We start from the raw sequence: 17,690 nt of genomic DNA, 5'->3' as shown, positions 1-17,690 counted from the left end.
GTGTTAAGAATTCATTGTGACTGTTATTTCGCGCCGTGCTCGAACATACACTCCGTAAGGTCTACCATCCCAGCGTGGGGATTGCGGTCTTGTTCCGTCCTTGGATCTGCGGCCAATGTGCATGGACACGACTATCTAGATTGGTGTTGGTCAAAACTATTGACAAGTTATTACTAGTCGGGCAAAATCGAAACTTAACCAGCCTCAGGCAATGCTGATTTAGGAGATCCCATGGCAGAAGACGAGCCATCGCGTAAGTTCCAGAAGGAACTTAATGCTGGGGCTGTCTCGCTCATTCTGCTCTCGATTCTTGAGCAACATGGCGAGCCGATGTATGGCTATGAAATCGGGAAGTGGCTCGAGACTCATGCCGGCAAGCCGTTGCCCATGAATCAAGGCGCGCTATATCCGGTGCTGCGATCTCTTGAAAAACAGGGGCTGCTACATAGTCAGACATTGCCTTCGGAATCGGGACCACCGCGCAAGTACTACCAGATCACGACGGTAGGCAAGCAAACGCTCGTCACCTGGACGGATGCCTGGCACAAGAACACTCGCTTCGTTAATTCGGTTTTGGAGTTGCGTGATGCAAAAGACTCTGGCTCCCGCAGTGATTCGTTATCTGGACGCGCTCGAAATAAGCCTTAAATCGAAGAGCGGCGTCGTACCTGAAGATGCCATCAGTGATGCAAGATCGCATCTTGAGCGAGCGTGCTTAGACACAGAAGACACTATTCAAGATGACGAAGAGCTTTACGCACACTTAGTTGACCAGTTTGGCGAGCCGGAGGTCGTCGCAGCGCAGTACCGCGACGAGGCATCGCCGATCACGATGCCAGGAAAGGGATATGCACCCGGGTGGCGAATCTACTGCACCAAGTGTGGTCGCAGTGCTCCGGCTTCTGAAGCAGGCGTAATACGAATCGGGGCTCGGTCCTACCATAAATACGTCCTGGGGTGGTGTCGGCAATGCGGTTGGTTTCGCTGGCTTCGACTTCAACGCGACTTAGACGACACCAACATTACGAGAAAGATGGGAACGGATCTCACGCCAGAGAAATACCGTGCCTCGATTCATATCCCGGTCTGGTCGATTTTTGTTCTGGCCACCGTTTTCAGCTTGATATCTACCTGGGTGATTAACCACTTTTGGCACTAATCACGTTTTCACGCTTCGGCATCTCAAGCGAATTCATCTTCTGGAACTGGAAGAGCTTTTCCCGTTAATGGAACTAGGCTCGCCAAGGATCCGACTACAATGCCTGTGATCAGCGATCCTGGCATGATCCAGAATATGTTCATTCCGAACAACTCGTAGAATGAAATGCCCACGGCGACAGCGATACTGGCGGAGACTCCGATCCAGGCACCGAACGGTGTGGACCACGAAATCCAAAGAGCCAGGAAAAACAAGACAAACAGGGGAGCGACGAACAGATTGACAACCTTGTAAGTAACGGTCAACAAGTTGCCTTCTACGGTTCCTGCAAACATGCTGAGGCCGATGACTACAACACCGATCAAGACGGATACATAGCGAGACAGGCTAACGTTGCCAGCATCCGTTTCCGTGCCAGAGGCCTTAAAGCGATCCAGGAAATCGACCGTCACGACGGAACATGACGAGTTAAGGCCGGACGATAGGGAAGACATGGCGGCGGCTAACAATCCTGCGACAACGAGCCCGCTGATTCCCGTGGGCAACCCCACGATGATGTAGAGCGGGAACAGTTTGTCGGCATCTTCTTGAATGGAGAGGCCTTCGGAGAGCATCTGAGGGTTCGCCGTAAAGAAGCCGTGCAGTGCGAGTCCCAGAACGGCGAGGAAAACGGTCGAAAAGACAGCGACCCCGAGGGAAACGAAATACATCTTTCGAGCAGCAGCGACGTCGCGAGTCGCCAGATAACGTTGAACGGCCATCTGGTCGGAGCCTGCCGTACAGACGTACCAGACCCAGCCAGACAACGCAGCACCGGCGATCGTGCGTGGGGAGGTGGGCGAAAACCACAGCTGAACCGGAGCCCATTCAGGATCCCACTCACTTGGCCACCATTGATTCACGCCTCCTAGGCTGTAGGTGATGGTGACCATTGTCAGGATCGCACCACCCAGCAAGATAAACGTTTGCACAACGTCGGTGTAAACCACCGCGCGAAGTCCGCCCATCGAAGTGTAAATTACCGTAATTACCCCGAGAAATGCCGAAACGTACGGAATATACTTCTCGTCCCAACCGAGCATGGGGATCAGGACTTTCTCAACCGTTGCATAGATCACCACAGCCATCCACAGTAGCCGCAACGAAAGAAATAAGGCGGATCCAAGTAAGCGAATTCCGATGCCGAGTTTGTCTTCTAAGATCTCGTAGGCGCTCGTGACCTGAAGTTTCATAAAACGCGGAATGATGTACCAGCCGACGACCCAGGCAATGAGTGGAAACGACGCAATTACTGCGATGACCATCGGGCCATGTTTGATCATCTCGCCTGGCATCGACAAGTACGTAAGCGTGCTCAGCAAGGTCGCGAATAGCGATAAGCCGACCGCCCACGGATTCATTTGTCGGCCACCCAGCAGATAATCGTCCGTCGTTGCAGTCTTACGGCTGAAGTACCAGCCGACCAGCAGCATCACAACTAGGTAGGCGCCAATTACGAACCAATCCAACGTCTGTAATCGATGTGACATGTTCTGCATTTATCTTCGGTTGCGGTATCGAAAACACGGCCTTTACAGCGACCTGAGATTTCGTTTCTGAGGTCAACGAAATGGTCGATCGAATTAGGTCTCCAAATCCTCGGTGCCTTAGCTTAGGAATGAATATCTGAAATCTCAAGTGGTACGTACAAGTTGGATTGATAGAGGATTCTTCGATACTAATCCTCCGTATTCACGCCATCCTGAGAGCTATTTCTGGAAACGCAGTGGTGCTCCAACATTTTCGCCTGCATTGTTGGCGTGGTGTTAGGTGTGAGTATCGGCATTTAGGGAAGCAATACATGTATTAAGTGGTACCTACAACTCAGGGCGCGTGATGGCACCGGACGAAGCTTGGTCGAAGATGCTGGTAGTTCGTTATGACTCGTGAGAAATCGATCGAAGTTGCATCATCGCGGATTCCGCGATCGATGGAGCTTTACCATCGCGCTTTGAAGCGAATCCCAGGTGGCACTCAGTTGGTGAGTCGCCGACCAACCCGTACCGCATATGGTATATCGCCAATCTACGCGCAGTCCGCCAATGGTGCGCGTTTCACAGATGTCGATGGATTCGAGTACATCGATTGGATTAGTGGAATTGGGTCAATACTACTTGGTTATGCCGATCCAGTCGTGGATGCTGCGGTTCGCGAGCAGATTATGGATGGGACCAACTATTCGGTGAATCATGAGTTGGAGGTCGAATTAGCCGAAGAGCTCTGCCACTGGATTCCTTCTGCTGAAATGGTCCGCTATGCGAAGACTGGCGGTGAAGCCTGTGCTATGGCGGTTCGAATCGCGCGTGGGGTAACTGGCAAGGATATGATTCTGTTTTGTGGCTACCACGGTTGGCATGACTGGTACCTGGCCGCCAATCTTGATGCCGGTAGCAGTTTAGGCGAGCATCTCTTTCCTGGCATTGAACCGATTGGTGTTCCCCAAGGTTTAGCGAATACGGCTATGCCATTTCCATATGGTGACCTAGCAAGCTTGGAAACTCTTCTAGAAAAGCATGAAGGCAAAGTTGCCGCAGTCATTATGGAACCGCTGCGCTCTGAACTTCCTGTGCCTGGTTATTTGGAAGGCGTCCTGACTTTGGCGAAAAAGCACCAATGTGTTTCTATTTTCGACGAAGTCTCGACGGGCCTTCGTTTCGGGATGGGAGGTGCACAGGAAAAGTTCAACGCTGTTCCCGACATGTCTGTCTTCGCCAAGTCAATCTCGAATGGCTATGCCATGGCAATGGTAGTGGGAAAAAGTCAGGTGATGGAAGCTGCAGCGCAGATGTTTATTTCAAGTACGTACTGGAGCGAAACGATTGGACTGCGTGCCGCGCTAACCACCATTCGAGAGGCGTCACATCGCAACGTTGCGGCTCAGCTCGAAGCATACGGGGAAAAGCTTAAACGCGAATTGAACACGATCGCCTTGGAAGTATCGTGTCCGGTCACGTGTCGAGGTGTCGATGTACATCCTTACCTACATTTCGACATACCGAATGAAGAACTGCGAAGCCAAGTTGTTACTTTATACATCCAGGAAATGGCCAAACGTGGGTGTCACGGATACGCATCGTTCTACCTTAATGCCGCTCAAGGAGATTCCGAGTTTTCGCAGACATGCGAAGCGGCTCGGGAAACATTTGTCATTATCCGCGATGCTTTTGACCGAAATGAGGTTACGGCTGTGCTCGAATGTTCTCCTCAGAGAGATGCTTTTCGTCGGCTCGTGAAGTAATGACCTTGCTTGATAATAGTCCATATCGTTCAACGGCCTCTGCATGACTTCACACCCATCTCCAGCGACGGAAATCGATCACGCTTTCTTTGAGAGGGAGGTCGAGTCTTTTCTGCCGGACAAAGTATTCGATGCGCACGCGCATTTGATGAAAGAAGGGTCCCACCGATTTGCGATTCGTGGAATTCCTGCCACCTTCGGTTACCAGGAGGTGAAACATTTCAGCGAAGACTTACATTCACAACGTCGCTATGCGGGCCTATTTCTTCCCGGATTTGATGCAAGCTTGAAGCAGAAGATTCCCGAAGCGAACAATTGGGTGAGTGAACAGCTCGCATTCGCACCTGATTGTGTCGGGGCGTTCTTTGTCACACCTGAAGACGATCCGGAATGGGTGCAACAAGAAGTCAGGCGGCTGGGCCTTCATGGTTTGAAGTGTTACCACACGATGGCGCCGAACCAGCCTACGTTCGAAGCGGAGATTCCTGACTATTTACCAGAGCCGCTCGTCGCGGTGGCGAATCAGGAAGGTTGGTTCATCACGCTTCACATAGTCAAGAAGCACGCCGTTGCCGATCCGGGAAATTTGTACTGGATTCGGCGCTATTGCGAGCGATATCCGCATATCAAGTTGATTCTTGCACACTCTGCCCGTGGGTTTCAGCCTGCGCATAACCTTGCTGGATTAGAATCCCTCAGAGACCTCAATAATCTTTACTTCGACAGCAGCGCAAACTGTGAGCCGATTGCGCATCAGGCCATCGTTCGACTATTCGGGCACAAGAAGCTGATATACGGAACGGATTTCCCGATCAGCCACATAAAAGGTCGGTGCGTCGCCATAGGCGATACGTTCCTATGGCTCACAGAAAATTCCCCGATCTGGAACGAGAAGCATTCAGCGATCGAGCCAGTGCTAGTTGGTCTTGAGCATATTCGTTCCCTGAAATGGGCGTGTTGGTCCGAGAAATTGGTCGATTCGCAGATTGAAGACATCTTTTGGAACAACGCGACCCAACTATTTGGTATTCAAAAATCGTGATCGCGGTGGGTAAGCTGAGTTAGAGGTCTGCTCCGTCGAGTCGATCGGCAAGCAGCTCGGCGTCTGAACCAGAGATCTCACGCAGGTGATCAACATCGCGTTTCGGAGGATTACCGAAATAGCGTTTGTAGTCTCGATTGAAATAAGAAGCATCGTCGTAACCGACACGAAATCCTGCTTGAGCTGCATCAACGTCTTCACTAAGCATCAAACGTCGTGCTTCTTGCAATCGAAGTTGCTTCTGGAATTGAAGTGGGGTCATTGCGGTAACCGATTTGAAGTGGGCGTGAAATCCGGAGACGCTCATGTGCAGCTCCCGCGCAACATCTTCAATTCGCAGCGGTCTGTTGAAATTTGATCGTATTAAGTTAACCGCTTGCACGATGCGATCGACTTGACCACCAAAGGTTGCCAAATGACGCATTCGTGTTCCTTGCACGCCCGTAAGAAGTCGATAGATGATCTCCCGCTGCACAAGCGGCGCAAGCACGCGGTAGTCGTCTGGTTGATCGACTAGCCGAACTAATCGCAAGATGGCATCAAGTAACGGTGAGTCGAGTGGGCTGACGTCGAGCGCCTTCTCGTTGGCTTCGCTACTAGGTTGCAGAATCCCAGATTCAATAGTCACTGAATTAACCATTGATGCATCGAAGACCAAGCGAATGCTCAAATAGGGAAGGTCAGGGGACGCTTCTGCAATTTCCGCCACCAGCGGTAGATCAACCGTGTTGATCAAGTAGTGAGCCGGGTCATAGCGAAATGACTGTTCGCCAAGCATGACCACCTTGCTCCCTTGTGCGATGACACATAACGCCGGATCAGAAACCACGTGTAGTGGTTTGCTTGGATGGGATGCCCGGTTGAAGAACAAACCAGGCTGAATTTCCGAGCGGCCATCATGCCTTACATGTTGCGTTATTCGCTCAGCAAGTTCTAGCTGATCAACGTGCATTCGCTGCCGTTCGTGTTGGTCTTGCGCGTTCGTCATCGGGTTAATGATAGTCGTACTGCTTGAATCATCAGATGGTAGGAAACCGATGATTGGAGGATTGTACAAGGATCTTCGAGGATCGTGCTATCGACGAAATTAGAACTCTGGCTAGTATTATTCGTCCGGTCCCATGCGAGGTCGATTCGTCTCGCATTTTTCGGCACATTTGCCGTTATTTTTGTGACCCTCACTTAGTTGGACGCGGCAATCCGCACGGTGCTTTTGCCGTACGCGATTGCTTATTCACGATGTTGAAAAAGCATTAAATACAATCGATTAATTCTTACCCACTTGCCTACCGCTATGCTAACGCTTCGTTTGATTTCGCCGCATTCTGCGGCCATTGTGGGTGGACTTCTTGTTTGCGGAATGTTGGGCTGCGGCCAGGCACCCCGCGAGCAGGCCAAGCCACCTGCACCTACAATGACTGTCGCTCAACCTTTGCAAAAAGAGATCGTTGAGTGGGACGCATACACCGGGCGTCTAGAGCCGGTCGAGTTTGTTGAAGTGCGTGCCCGCGTGAGCGGCTATCTTCAGTCGATACACTTCGACGAAGGACAGATGGTAAACGAAGGTGATCTCCTGTTTATCATCGATCCACGTCCTTTCGAGGCAACATTGAGTGAGGCTAAGGCTCAGCTCCGCCAGGCCGAATCCCAACTGTCCCAGTCAAAAGCGCAGATGGCCGAGGCATTAGCTCAACAAAAACAAGCAAATGCTCAACTTGATTTGGCGCAACTTCGCGTCGCGCGTGCACGGACGCTGCGTGAAAGAAATGCGGTGGCACAAGATGAACTCGATCAGCGGGAAACCGACATCGTTCAATCGCAAGCCGATGTCGCTTCGGCGGAAGCAAGCATCGGACTGGCCGAAGCTTCGATGGATACCGCAAACGCCGCGATCGAAGCCGCTAACGCGGGGATTGCGACAGCACAGCTCGATTTGAATTACACGCGAGTTTACGCTCCTGTGACCGGCCGCATTAGCCGTGAATACGTCACGGAAGGAAATCTCATTAGTGGGGGGGCAGCGACTTCGACACTACTTACCACGATTACTTCGGTCGAGCCAATTTATTGTGCGTTCGATGTGAATGAAGCACAGGCCCTTAAATACATTCGCCTTGCTCAACAGGGTAAACGAAAAAGCTCTCGTGAAGCGAAGAATCCGGTCTATCTTGGTTTGTCAGATGAAAAGCTGTTCCCTCATTACGGACACATGGAGTTCGTTGACAACCGATTCGATACTGATACGGCCAGCATGCGGGTTCGTTGTATCTTTCGCAATGAGGATCATGTTTTAGTGCCAGGAATGTTCGGTCGTGTTCGCCTTCCAGGAAGTGCCGCCTATGAAGCAGTGCTGATTCCGGATTCCGCGATTGGTACCGATCAGTCGTCGCAATTCGTGTACATCGTCGTCGACAAAAAGATTGAACGACGTGCTGTCGTTCCCGGCCCGTTGGTCGATGGACTACGCATTATCCGCGAAGGTTTAAAGGGTGATGAGCAACTTGTCATCGAAGGCCTTCTCTTGGCTCGACCAGCGATGGAAGTACAAGTTCAGACCGGTGAAATACAAATAGTTGAAGACGGACTTCCGAATACCTACGAGCCTTTGCCGCCGGATAAATGGATCTCGTCAGGCCTGACCTCGATCAAGACACCCAACCAAGACGTTCCGACAACTCAAGAGAGCCCTGGTATGTCGACCTCCATTAGCAAATCGGGGGCCGCCCAATGAGTTTCCCACACTTCTTCATTGAACGACCAATCTTTGCGTCAGTGTTATCTTTCTTGATCGTGCTGGTTGGTGGCATCGTTTATTACACGTTGCCGGTTTCGCAGTATCCCGACGTCGTTCCGCCGACGATTGTCGTGCGAGCCAGTTATCCCGGGGCAACGCCGCAAGTGATTGCTGATACGGTGGCAACGCCGATCGAGCAAGAGATGAACGGTGTCGACGACATGATGTATATGGAATCGTCGTCGAGCGCCGACGGAACGATGCAGCTGACGGTGACCTTTAAATTGGGAACCGATCTGGACGACGCTCAAGTGCTGGTGCAAAACCGTGTGGCGATTGCGGAACCACGTTTGCCGGAAGCAGTCCGCCAAATCGGGGTGACTACCAGCAAGCAGATTCCTGACATGCTGATGGTGGTGCATCTAAATTCGCCCGACAAAAGTCGCGATCAACTCTATATCAGCAACTTCGCATTCTTGCGAGTTCGCGATGCGATGATGCGATTGGATGGTGTCGGCGACGTGCGAATTGCTGGCGGTAACGAATACGCCATGCGGGTCTGGCTCGATATCGAACGCATGACCCACCTAGATTTAATGCCGGCGGATGTAGTCGCGGCGATTCGTGGTCAAAACGTTCAAGTCGCAGCGGGTGTGATCGGTCAACCTCCAACCGACGAAACGGGCGCATTTCAGCTGAATGTGACGACGCAAGGACGACTGAAAGATACGGAAGAGTTCGGCAAGATCATTATCAAACGTGGCGAAGATGGTCGCGTGACCCGCCTGAGCGACGTCGCTCGCGTCGAACTGGGAGCTCAAGACTATTCCCGGCTTAGCTATCTCGATGGCAAGCCAGCCGTTGCTGTGCTTGTTTATCAGAGGCCAGGAACGAACGCGGTTGATACGGCGAATCAGATCAAGCAGACGATGGAAGACCTAAGTAAGGACTTTCCTGTTGGAATTGGCTACGAAATCGCCTACAACCCGACCAACTTTGTGGAAGAATCGATCGAGGAAGTTTTCGACACGCTATATATTACCACCGCGTTCGTGATTTTCACCGTGTTTATCTTCTTGCACGGTTGGCGCCCGACCATCATTCCTGTGATCGCAATTCCAATCTCCTTGATTGGAACCTTCGCTGTGATGCAGTTTTTGGGAGTCTCTTTAAATACGCTGTCGCTATTCGGACTGGTACTCGCAATTGGTATCGTCGTCGATGATGCAATTGTGGTGGTTGAGAACGTCGAGCGTTTAATTGCCGAGGGATTATCGCCTCGTGAGGCAACGCATAAGGCAATGGATGAAGTTGGTTCCGCGTTGATCGCGACGACCCTGGTGTTAATCGCGGTTTTCGTGCCGACCGTCTTCATCCCTAGCATCAGCGGAAAGTTCTATCAGCAGTTTGCGATTACGATCGCCATTTCTACCGCATTCTCAACGTTCGTTTCATTAACCCTTAGTCCCGCCCTTTGTGCGTTGCTATTGCGGCCAAAAGGTACCACCCGAAATTTGAGTGGGCGCATCGTTGACAAGTGTTTCGGTTGGTTCTTTCGGCTATTCAATCGCACGTTTGACATTACGAGTGATGCGTACGCTTGGGTCATCTCACGAATCGTACGTGTGTCGGTCGTAGTCTTGCTTCTGTACGCTGGCTTGTTGTATTGCACTTGGAGCAGTTTCAGTTTGGTACCTACCGGGTTTATTCCTGCCATGGACCAAGGCTATCTGATTGTGGCGATTCGGCTACCTGATGGCGCGGCACTTGCTCGAACTGACGTAGTTACCAAAAAAGTGGCAGAAATCGGTGGTCGCATCGATGGGGTGGCACACTCGGTTGGTATTGCGGGCTTATCTGGATCGACCTTCACGATTAGTCCCAACGCCGCCGTGACGTTTCTTCCATTGGATGATGCAAAAGAACGGGCGGCTCGTGGACGAGATATCAACGCAATTGTCGCGGACCTGCGTCGCGAAGTTGCTGTGGTGAACGAAGCCGAGATCTTCGTCATTCCGCCTCCGCCGGTACGTGGTATTGGTCGTGGTGGTGGTTACAAGATGTATGTCCAAGACCAAAGTGGCGCCGGTATCGACGCCCTGAATATCGTGACCCAACGAATGGTTGCTGAGGCGAATCAGCAACCGGGCTTGGTGCAAGTTTACTCGAATTATCGGTTGAGTGTTCCCCAGGTGTACGCTGAGGTCGATCGAACAAAGGCGGAAATGCTGGATGTACCGGTGGCCAATATCTTCGAGGCGTTGCAAGTTTATCTTGGATCACTCTACGTGAACGATTTCAACTTCCTCGGACGAACGTATCGCGTGACCGCTCAGGCAGAGCCGGAGTTCCGTGATGAACCGAGCGATATCATGCAACTGCGCACGCGCAGTGCTCGGGGCGCGAGTGTATCCCTTGGTTCGCTGGTGGAGCTGCAGCGGGTGACTGGTCCTGATCGTTTGGTGCGATTTAACTTGTATCCTGCTGCCGATATTAATGGCGATACCATCCCTGGATTCAGCACGGGACAATCGTTGGATACGATGGAAGAGTTGGCTCAGACCAATCTTCCACCTGGCTTTGGCTATGCTTGGACCGATATTGCCTATCAAGAGCGACAAGCTGGGAACACGATTGTCTATTTATTCCCTTTAGCAGTGCTATTTGTGTTTCTAACATTGGCCGCCCAGTACGAAAGCTGGTTGCTTCCGCTCGCGATCATCTTGATCGTGCCATTGTGTTTGTTGTTCGCAATCCTTGGTATTTGGTACCGAGGGATGGATAACAACATTTTAACGCAGATTGGCTTTATCGTGCTCGTGGGCTTGGCATGTAAGAATGCGATTTTGATTGTTGAATTCGCTAAGGCTGAAGAGGACAACGGGAAAGATCGATTCGAAGCCGCCGTTGAAGCCTGTCGACTGCGTCTCCGTCCGATTTTGATGACCGCATTCTCGTTTATCCTGGGTGTGATTCCGCTTCTAATTGCGACGGGTGCCGGTTTCGAAATGCGGCGTGTGCTCGGGACCGCTGTGTTTGCTGGAATGTTGGGGGTGACCATCTTCGGGCTCTTCCTCACTCCAGTGTTTTACGTGGTCCTTAGTAAGTTTGCGAAGAAGAAGCCTCAGCCGACAACCGGTGCTGAGGCCACGACCACGTGATGGGCTAACGATCCTGAGTAGCATCTCAAAACCTCTACGGCGACTCGTTCTAAGGAAGGAGTCGCCTTTTTGCACTTACGTGAGCGAGTGATGGCCGAGCAACGGTGCATAGAGGGTGAGATTCTTAAAGCGAGATGGAAACATTGGTAGCCTCATCGGTACGAAAAACAGATCGCGTTATAAGGCCGCGAAACGGTTTATGAAAATGTACTGGATTCCTGGATTTCATTCGCCATAATGGGGGCCAAATCTCCTCGGAACACACCCCCCATGGTGCAATATGGCGAAAGCGACGAAGGCTCTCAAGAAGAAGAGCCCGCAGAAGGCCGCTGCGGCGGTGGATGATTCTTTCCCCTGGCTAGAAGCCGACAAGGGCTACGCTCTGGGAATTCTTAAAGGCAAACTGGTAGCTCGAAATCCGCAAGGCAAGAAGCTGGCCTCGGTTCCTAAGACGCTTAAGGACTCAGATCTAGCAGAACAGCTTCTGGCAGCCTGTGAGTGGCTTGCTACGCACCGTACTGACTGCCTGCGGCAGATCGAAGCATGGATGCTACGATCCTTACCCATTCCGCGTGAGGTTCTGGAATCAGTCTGGCCTGATCCCGACTGGCGGGACTTGTTGCAAAATTTAGTGGTAGTTGCCGCGGATGCGAAAGGCGACACACAAGCCGACAAAACCGGATTACTTCGCGATATTGATGCGAAGAAGGGTGTCGGTGTCGTCGATCGCGATGGGGAGACACAATGGCTTAAATCTTCTCAGATCATGATTCCGCATCCTATCTTGATCGATGGCGTTGAGGATCTGCGGGAGATTTCCTCCGACATGGACTTTACGCAATCCGTTGAACAACTATTTCGTCCAGTCTTCTCGGCAACGAATGAACAGAAGAAGACAGAGCGAATTACCGAGTTTAGCAACGGAAAGTTCGATCAGCTTAACTTCGTCGCCTCGCTTTGTCGTCGTCTTGGTTATCCCGTTCGCGGAGGTTACGCATGTAACAAGGTATGGGAAAACGGCACGCCGATGGAGGCGCGATATTGGGTTGGTGAAGGAGATCCTGAGTACGAAACATTGACCGATGATTTGATCTTTGTTGACGAGGAACAAACCCCGCAATCGATTGCCGATGTCGGGCTCGTTACATTCAGCGAGGGAATGCGCATGGCGTCGCAGATTTATGCCAAACGCAAAGTCGAAGAAGACGAAAAAGAGGAGGGCGACGCATGAGCTCGGCACAACTAACGCTAAATGCTGGTGGTTTGGTTCCTACGAAGGCCAAGGTCGACAATAAAAGCTCGGAAGAAGTGGTCGCGCGGACTTACCGTCACCCCGCCTTAGGCGATCGACCGGTCGTTCGTATCAGTTCCGCCAGACTTGGTCAGGCCGAAGATCTCGCGATGGAGTTTCTTGGTTTTGAGGCCCCCCAAGTCTCGAAGCCATTGGCCATTCAGCAGCGACGTAGCTTGGGATTCGCTGCCTGGGCGCTCATCAACGATCCAGACAATGCCCACTATGCGCTCGATCTCGTCAAAAGGATGAAGTCAGCGGATCGAAAGGCAAAATCGAAACCGGGACATGCTTGGGACGCTTATGACGAACTTTCGAAAGAGTTAGGGCGTTCTGTAAGACACTTTCTTCCACCGTTTTGGGAGGAAGTTGGCCGAGCCTACAAGGAGCTTGGCAATCAGACATATGCCGGTCGTGCTCTGAACCGATCGCTAGAAGCGGAACGCGTTCATGCCCTGGAGTCGGACAGGGGGCGTCGACGGGATGTGATTCTTGAGTTCGTACTTGCAGGCTGCTTGGCAGGCAAGGCGCTTTCAGACTACACAAACGATTTGAAATCGCAGTATCCGCCACAAGAAGCATTCGAGATTTTCCAAGACCTTTGCGTTCGTCGTACGCGCGGTGGAATGGCGCCATGGGCGAACCTGCCAAAGGATTTTCTGAAGCTGGCGAAGGCAGCCGACATCGATGCCGACGGGGCGCTGGAAGCTTGGTTGGAAGACATCATTGAGACGCCTGCCATGGGACGTGCGGCGTTGCAGTTCTGGAAGGGATGCGACAAGCATTGCCGGCGAATTATTAAGCGGAACCCAGGCTTTGCGATGGCACTAATTCGCCATACCAAGCCTGAGGTCAGTTACTGGGGGGAAAGTAAGCTCTGGCCATGGCTCGATCTGTTAGATGATTGGGGCGTGCTTGAGTTTCTACGGGAGGAGGGGCATCAAGGGGCACCACCTTTAGAGGAACCAATTGCGGTCTGGTTCGGAAGGATCCTGCTTCATGAACTACCCGTTCCCAGGCGAGTTCTCGACATGCTTGAACATCTGGCGCCTCGGTTGAAAGAGGAAGGGGAGCCCCTATCACTTTATGCCAACCTCGGCTGGCGATCGCGTGGTGCGGACGTTGATGTGTTGGAAACATGTCTTGATCTCGATATCCCGCTCGCTGCATTTCCACCGGAATGTGAAGTTGATTTCAATGGTTGGCTCATGGAGGAACCCGACCATAAGTTCCGCAATCGGGATGTGCTTCTGTCCCCCAACGATGATCGCTTTGCCACTGCCGTAAAACGAGGGCTTAATAATGCGTTAACATGCCGTGGCGAAGCCAAGAATAGAGGCTATCGTGTCGCGGATTTGAATCGTCATCCCTTTCCTGTTGCTGCGGACGGGCGTGAGGGAATCTTAAAGATCTGGCACGAACACGCGTTGGACGTCGTCGGTCAGCTTGAGAATACGGGATTAGCGAGTTTCAGTAAATCGCTTGATTGGATGCAATCGACGTTCTGGCCTGAGACGCTACGTTATTTCCCTGATGTCGCCGATCGATTGGCTGCCGTCGAGCCTACCGAGTCGCTGAAATTGACGCTGCAAAGTGGGATAATCGATGAATATGGTTGGCCCGAGTTGGAGTCTCTGGTCGAACAATCCGAAATCCCGATCAAGCAGAAGCGGCGTTATAATTCGACCTGTTCCTTGGTGTTTCCGCAAGTTGTCTTGTGGAACAAGACGCACGCGTTCGTATTAGATCGGAAGGGCAAGATCACGAAACGCGAGCTTCGCGTTCCGGCGAACCAAGATGTACTAAGCGTAGTTCCGGTTGGGGATGATGTCGCGGTACTCGTGCGCGACACGAGTTGGAATCGGAAATTCTATTGGTTAAGTGATCCCTCACAGGCGTACGACGCCGACTATGAGTTCTTGGATACGTTTGGGATGCGGGAGACCGTCCTGGAAGACGGGGGACTGTTTTACGGTAGGCAGGCAGTTCATCCAGGCGATAGCAAAGAACCGCAAGGTTCGGCGCAATACTTCCACGACGGCGAGAGATTCTGGGAAATGGAGTGGGCTCATGAAGGAGGAGAGTCGCGAGCCGTTTTGCATGAGATCGACCCGCAGACCGGTAAGCAGGGAAGAGCCAGCGTGCCGAGTTGGTTCGAATCGGAAGACGGCAACAAAGTCGATTTTCGTTCGAGCTATCTCTATCAGGTGCCGGATCGAGCGCATGACTCGCCCATTGGTTGTAAGGGGGGCATGGTGGGATGGAAAGTCATCGAGAAGCAAGATGGTACCTTTTCCGGAGTGGGAATCGATGGGCAATCCTGGGAGAAGCCGATTCATGAATCGACTGGAACTTTTCACACACCAATTGGTTTGCTCCGACGAATCGGCGCCGATGGGAACCTTCCTATTGTAAAGGAGGATGGAGATTGGCCGACCTTGTTGGACCCGCAAGGCGAGACGGCTATTGCGTCGTTGGATAGGAATTATTCTCCATTCTCTCGGGGGCAAGTGGTGACATTGCCACTAACCTATTGGCACTTTTTGACGCCGAGGCACGAGGCCACATCGAAGAAGCTGCGTACCATCTCCAATAACGATACGGCACACCTAATTGAAGTCGCGGAGGGTGCGCGAGCAGGAGCAGCCTTACCAAAAGCCGACCACGGCCCGAATATTCCAGCGGCAGCCATTCAGGTCTTGCGAAGTGTTCGTCCAGATGATGAGGACGAAGCATTTGATGCGCCATCTAGTATCTTGGAGAGCGTCGAAAAGCTATTCCCGAAGATTCCTGAGCGATTTGCCCTTGGTATCGTTGGAATCGTTCAATATGCCGAACAGCTTCGATCCACTTTCATGAGCACGAGGAATCGACTGGCAGAAGAAGCGGAGAATGATACCGGCTCATCTGAAGTACTGAATCAAAAGATCGATGCTTCCGCCCAGCTTTGGAACATGCCCAACATTCATATTTATGGTCAATCTGCTTCGTTCGCTCAGCACCTCACCGCTGTCAGCTCTTTCCTGAAAGGAGAGCAAGAATCCGGTCCATTGCCTATTGTCAATTATCAATGGTTTAAGCTCTTGGACGACTTGCCGCTTCGAGCGTGGCAGACCTATTGGCGCGCGCAGGGGGCAAGGCTCAGTGGCAAAGATGATCGAGAGCCCGCTTGGCGAGATCTGCTGAGCTTTCTGGCAACATTGGGCTTCGAGAAGTTACCGGGACGCTTCGACCTCCTGATTGCGAAGCGTAAACCAGAGAAGAAGTCGGCTGGCAAGACGATTCGGAACGAACATTCACCTGGAACTGCGTACGGTGTTGTCGATGGAGACAATCGATTCGTAGTGCTTGAGTGTGGCTTTTATTCGAATGCATTCAGCCACATTCTCCGCTATAGCACCGCGAAAAAACCTAAGGCGCCTACTGGATTTATCGTTGAGAGTGAAGAGCGAATCACTCCCGAAATCGATGCACCAGAATTTGAAGCATTCTTTGGTGCCATCGATGGCTCCGACGACATAGCTGTCCCAACAGGTGACCAATTAAAACAACTCGCGGAGCAAGTTGGGGCCTCGCCGGCGGAGGTTGGTTTGATTTGGATTGGCGGTCTCAATTTTGATAGTTACGAGACCAACTTCCTGCCCACGGAGATTCGAAACAAGTTGGGAATCAAGATGGCCGATGCCAAAGCAGCTCGGCAAAGTCTCACCAACTTGAACGAAGACGTCCGCCATAAGCTTTTCCACTCTGTTATCTCGTGCGGACTCACGGCACCGTTTGCGGACGATCGTGAGCAAGTACTCAATGCGGTCAAAGCGGCATGGAACGCGTACATGCCGAAGCGAATTCCTCTCGATGCCGAACATCAAAAGCGATTGTCAGCGTTAACTAAAGCAAGTCGCTGGGGGCGTGTCGATCACGAACATGTATTAGCGGCTGCCACGGATCCGCAAACTCATGAAGCCCTGCAAGTTGGCAAATATAAAATCCAGGTCGACCCGACCGCCAACTATCACAGTTTGTCTCTCAAAGGCAAGGAAGATGTGAGTCCAGTTTCGCCTACAATGCTTCAAATTCTTTCGAAACTAGTTGCCTTGGTACATAGTGATACCGAGATTGGTCACGAAGCTCGTAAGGCCGTACCCGCTATTATTAAGCAGATGGCAAAAGTCATTGAGGATGACAACTTACTCTGGGAGCTTCGTCAATCGTTCTTTTATGATGACAAGCTTAAACCAGTCGCGTGGCTGAATCAGCACGTAGGTAAAGCCAACGTTGGAAAGGACAAAGTCGCCCGATTCGACGATGGATTGATTTTGGCGGGAGCTCACGATGAAGGACGTAGCTTGTTGATTAGCTATCGCGTCGGCAAGGTCCAGTCGATGGACGAAGTAGGGCGTCTCGTTGCGGTTCTGAACATCGAAGAAGATCCTTACGGAAATCAGAGCGAACCTCTCAAGATTATTGCTTTGCTCAGAAGTAGTGGTTTCCGCAAGCTGAGTGAGGCGATCGCAGGTAAGAGTTTAGATCCGGGCTGCTGGTCACAAAACGCACTGCACTCAGCCCCTGACGTCGTCGCCGCTGTCGCGAAAAAAATGAAGCTCAGCGAGGATGCAGCCCTACTGTACCTCCAAACATTGGCACTGCCCGATCCCACAACCGCGAACATTCGCAAATGGAACGATTGGACCGCGGCACGTTATAAAAAGGCAGCTGCCGAGGTTACCCAGCAGGGACTATTTCTCGAAGCGAAACGTGCTCGGGCAGGTCGCAGCCACTTTCTGCCTGGCGAGTGGCAAGAGTTGAAAGCACCATGGCTGCCTGTGGAAGCCTGGAAATTGCCTCTGTTGGTGGAAATGGAAATGGATTGTGGGACAAAGTTGCCGCTTGGCGGTCCTCTCGTTCTTCGCCCCTTCGAAGACCTTTTCAAGGCGGCCTGGAAACGTGTTTGTGACGGGGATGCGCCGCGATACGAGGAAGTAGGGAAAAAGGTGAAAAAGCCAGCAAGTCGTAAGAAGTAGCAGAC

At 51.9% G+C, this 17,690-nt stretch carries 10 protein-coding genes; 8 read left to right on the top strand and 2 right to left on the bottom strand.

Translation table 11 applies throughout. The features are described 5' to 3' along the window. Positions 1 to 231: 231 nt before the first annotated feature. Both C5Y83_RS01375 and C5Y83_RS01370 read left to right on the top strand, forming a co-directional pair. Positions 232 to 648, top strand: a complete 417-nt coding sequence (locus tag C5Y83_RS01375; protein WP_105327841.1) for a PadR family transcriptional regulator — start codon at positions 232 to 234, stop codon at positions 646 to 648. Beyond that, entirely contained in the window at positions 587 to 1,159 is a 573-nt protein-coding gene (locus tag C5Y83_RS01370) for a hypothetical protein (RefSeq protein WP_146117587.1), read from the top strand. Before C5Y83_RS01375 ends, C5Y83_RS01370 begins: the two co-directional genes overlap by 62 nt. A 23-nt stretch (positions 1,160 to 1,182) precedes the next feature. On the opposite strand, the gene C5Y83_RS01365 is transcribed toward C5Y83_RS01370, so the two are convergent. Next, complete coding sequence (locus tag C5Y83_RS01365; RefSeq protein ID WP_158262183.1) at positions 1,183 to 2,688, bottom strand: sodium:solute symporter family transporter; 1,506 nt, start codon at positions 2,686 to 2,688, stop codon at positions 1,183 to 1,185. A gap of 389 nt (positions 2,689 to 3,077) precedes the next feature. Between C5Y83_RS01365 and C5Y83_RS01360 the strand changes: the two genes are divergently transcribed. Together C5Y83_RS01360 and C5Y83_RS01355 are read left to right on the top strand one after the other, a co-directional pair. Continuing rightward, positions 3,078 to 4,436, top strand: coding sequence for an aminotransferase class III-fold pyridoxal phosphate-dependent enzyme (locus tag C5Y83_RS01360; RefSeq protein WP_105327838.1), 1,359 nt, complete (start codon positions 3,078 to 3,080; stop codon positions 4,434 to 4,436). A 43-nt stretch (positions 4,437 to 4,479) separates the two neighbouring features. Beyond that, complete coding sequence (locus C5Y83_RS01355) at positions 4,480 to 5,478, top strand: amidohydrolase family protein (protein ID WP_105327837.1); 999 nt, start codon at positions 4,480 to 4,482, stop codon at positions 5,476 to 5,478. A 19-nt stretch (positions 5,479 to 5,497) separates the two neighbouring features. On the opposite strand, the gene C5Y83_RS01350 is transcribed toward C5Y83_RS01355, so the two are convergent. Further along, positions 5,498 to 6,466, bottom strand: a complete 969-nt coding sequence (locus tag C5Y83_RS01350) for an AraC family transcriptional regulator (protein WP_105327886.1) — start codon at positions 6,464 to 6,466, stop codon at positions 5,498 to 5,500. Positions 6,467 to 6,772: 306 nt separating this feature from the next. Between C5Y83_RS01350 and C5Y83_RS01345 the strand changes: the two genes are divergently transcribed. The 4 genes from C5Y83_RS01345 to C5Y83_RS01330 all read left to right on the top strand — a co-directional run bounded on the left by C5Y83_RS01345 (position 6,773) and on the right by C5Y83_RS01330 (position 17,685). Then, positions 6,773 to 8,209, top strand: a complete 1,437-nt coding sequence (locus C5Y83_RS01345; protein ID WP_105327836.1) for an efflux RND transporter periplasmic adaptor subunit — start codon at positions 6,773 to 6,775, stop codon at positions 8,207 to 8,209. Continuing rightward, on the top strand, positions 8,206 to 11,373 hold the full coding sequence (locus C5Y83_RS01340) for an efflux RND transporter permease subunit (RefSeq protein ID WP_105327835.1): 3,168 nt from the start codon (positions 8,206 to 8,208) through the stop codon (positions 11,371 to 11,373). Before C5Y83_RS01345 ends, C5Y83_RS01340 begins: the two co-directional genes overlap by 4 nt. A gap of 280 nt (positions 11,374 to 11,653) precedes the next feature. Continuing rightward, the gene (locus C5Y83_RS01335) at positions 11,654 to 12,604 is read left to right on the top strand and encodes a DUF4132 domain-containing protein (RefSeq protein WP_105327834.1); all 951 of its coding nucleotides are present in this window, start codon (positions 11,654 to 11,656) and stop codon (positions 12,602 to 12,604) included. Then, complete coding sequence (locus C5Y83_RS01330) at positions 12,601 to 17,685, top strand: hypothetical protein (RefSeq protein WP_105327833.1); 5,085 nt, start codon at positions 12,601 to 12,603, stop codon at positions 17,683 to 17,685. Before C5Y83_RS01335 ends, C5Y83_RS01330 begins: the two co-directional genes overlap by 4 nt. Positions 17,686 to 17,690 lie beyond the last annotated feature (5 nt).

The sequence above is a fragment of the Blastopirellula marina genome, assembly GCF_002967765.1.
Classification (GTDB): domain Bacteria; phylum Planctomycetota; class Planctomycetia; order Pirellulales; family Pirellulaceae; genus Bremerella; species Bremerella marina_A.
Note: the sequence above shows the minus strand (reverse complement) of the source record. Positions and strands in the feature narration are given on the sequence as shown.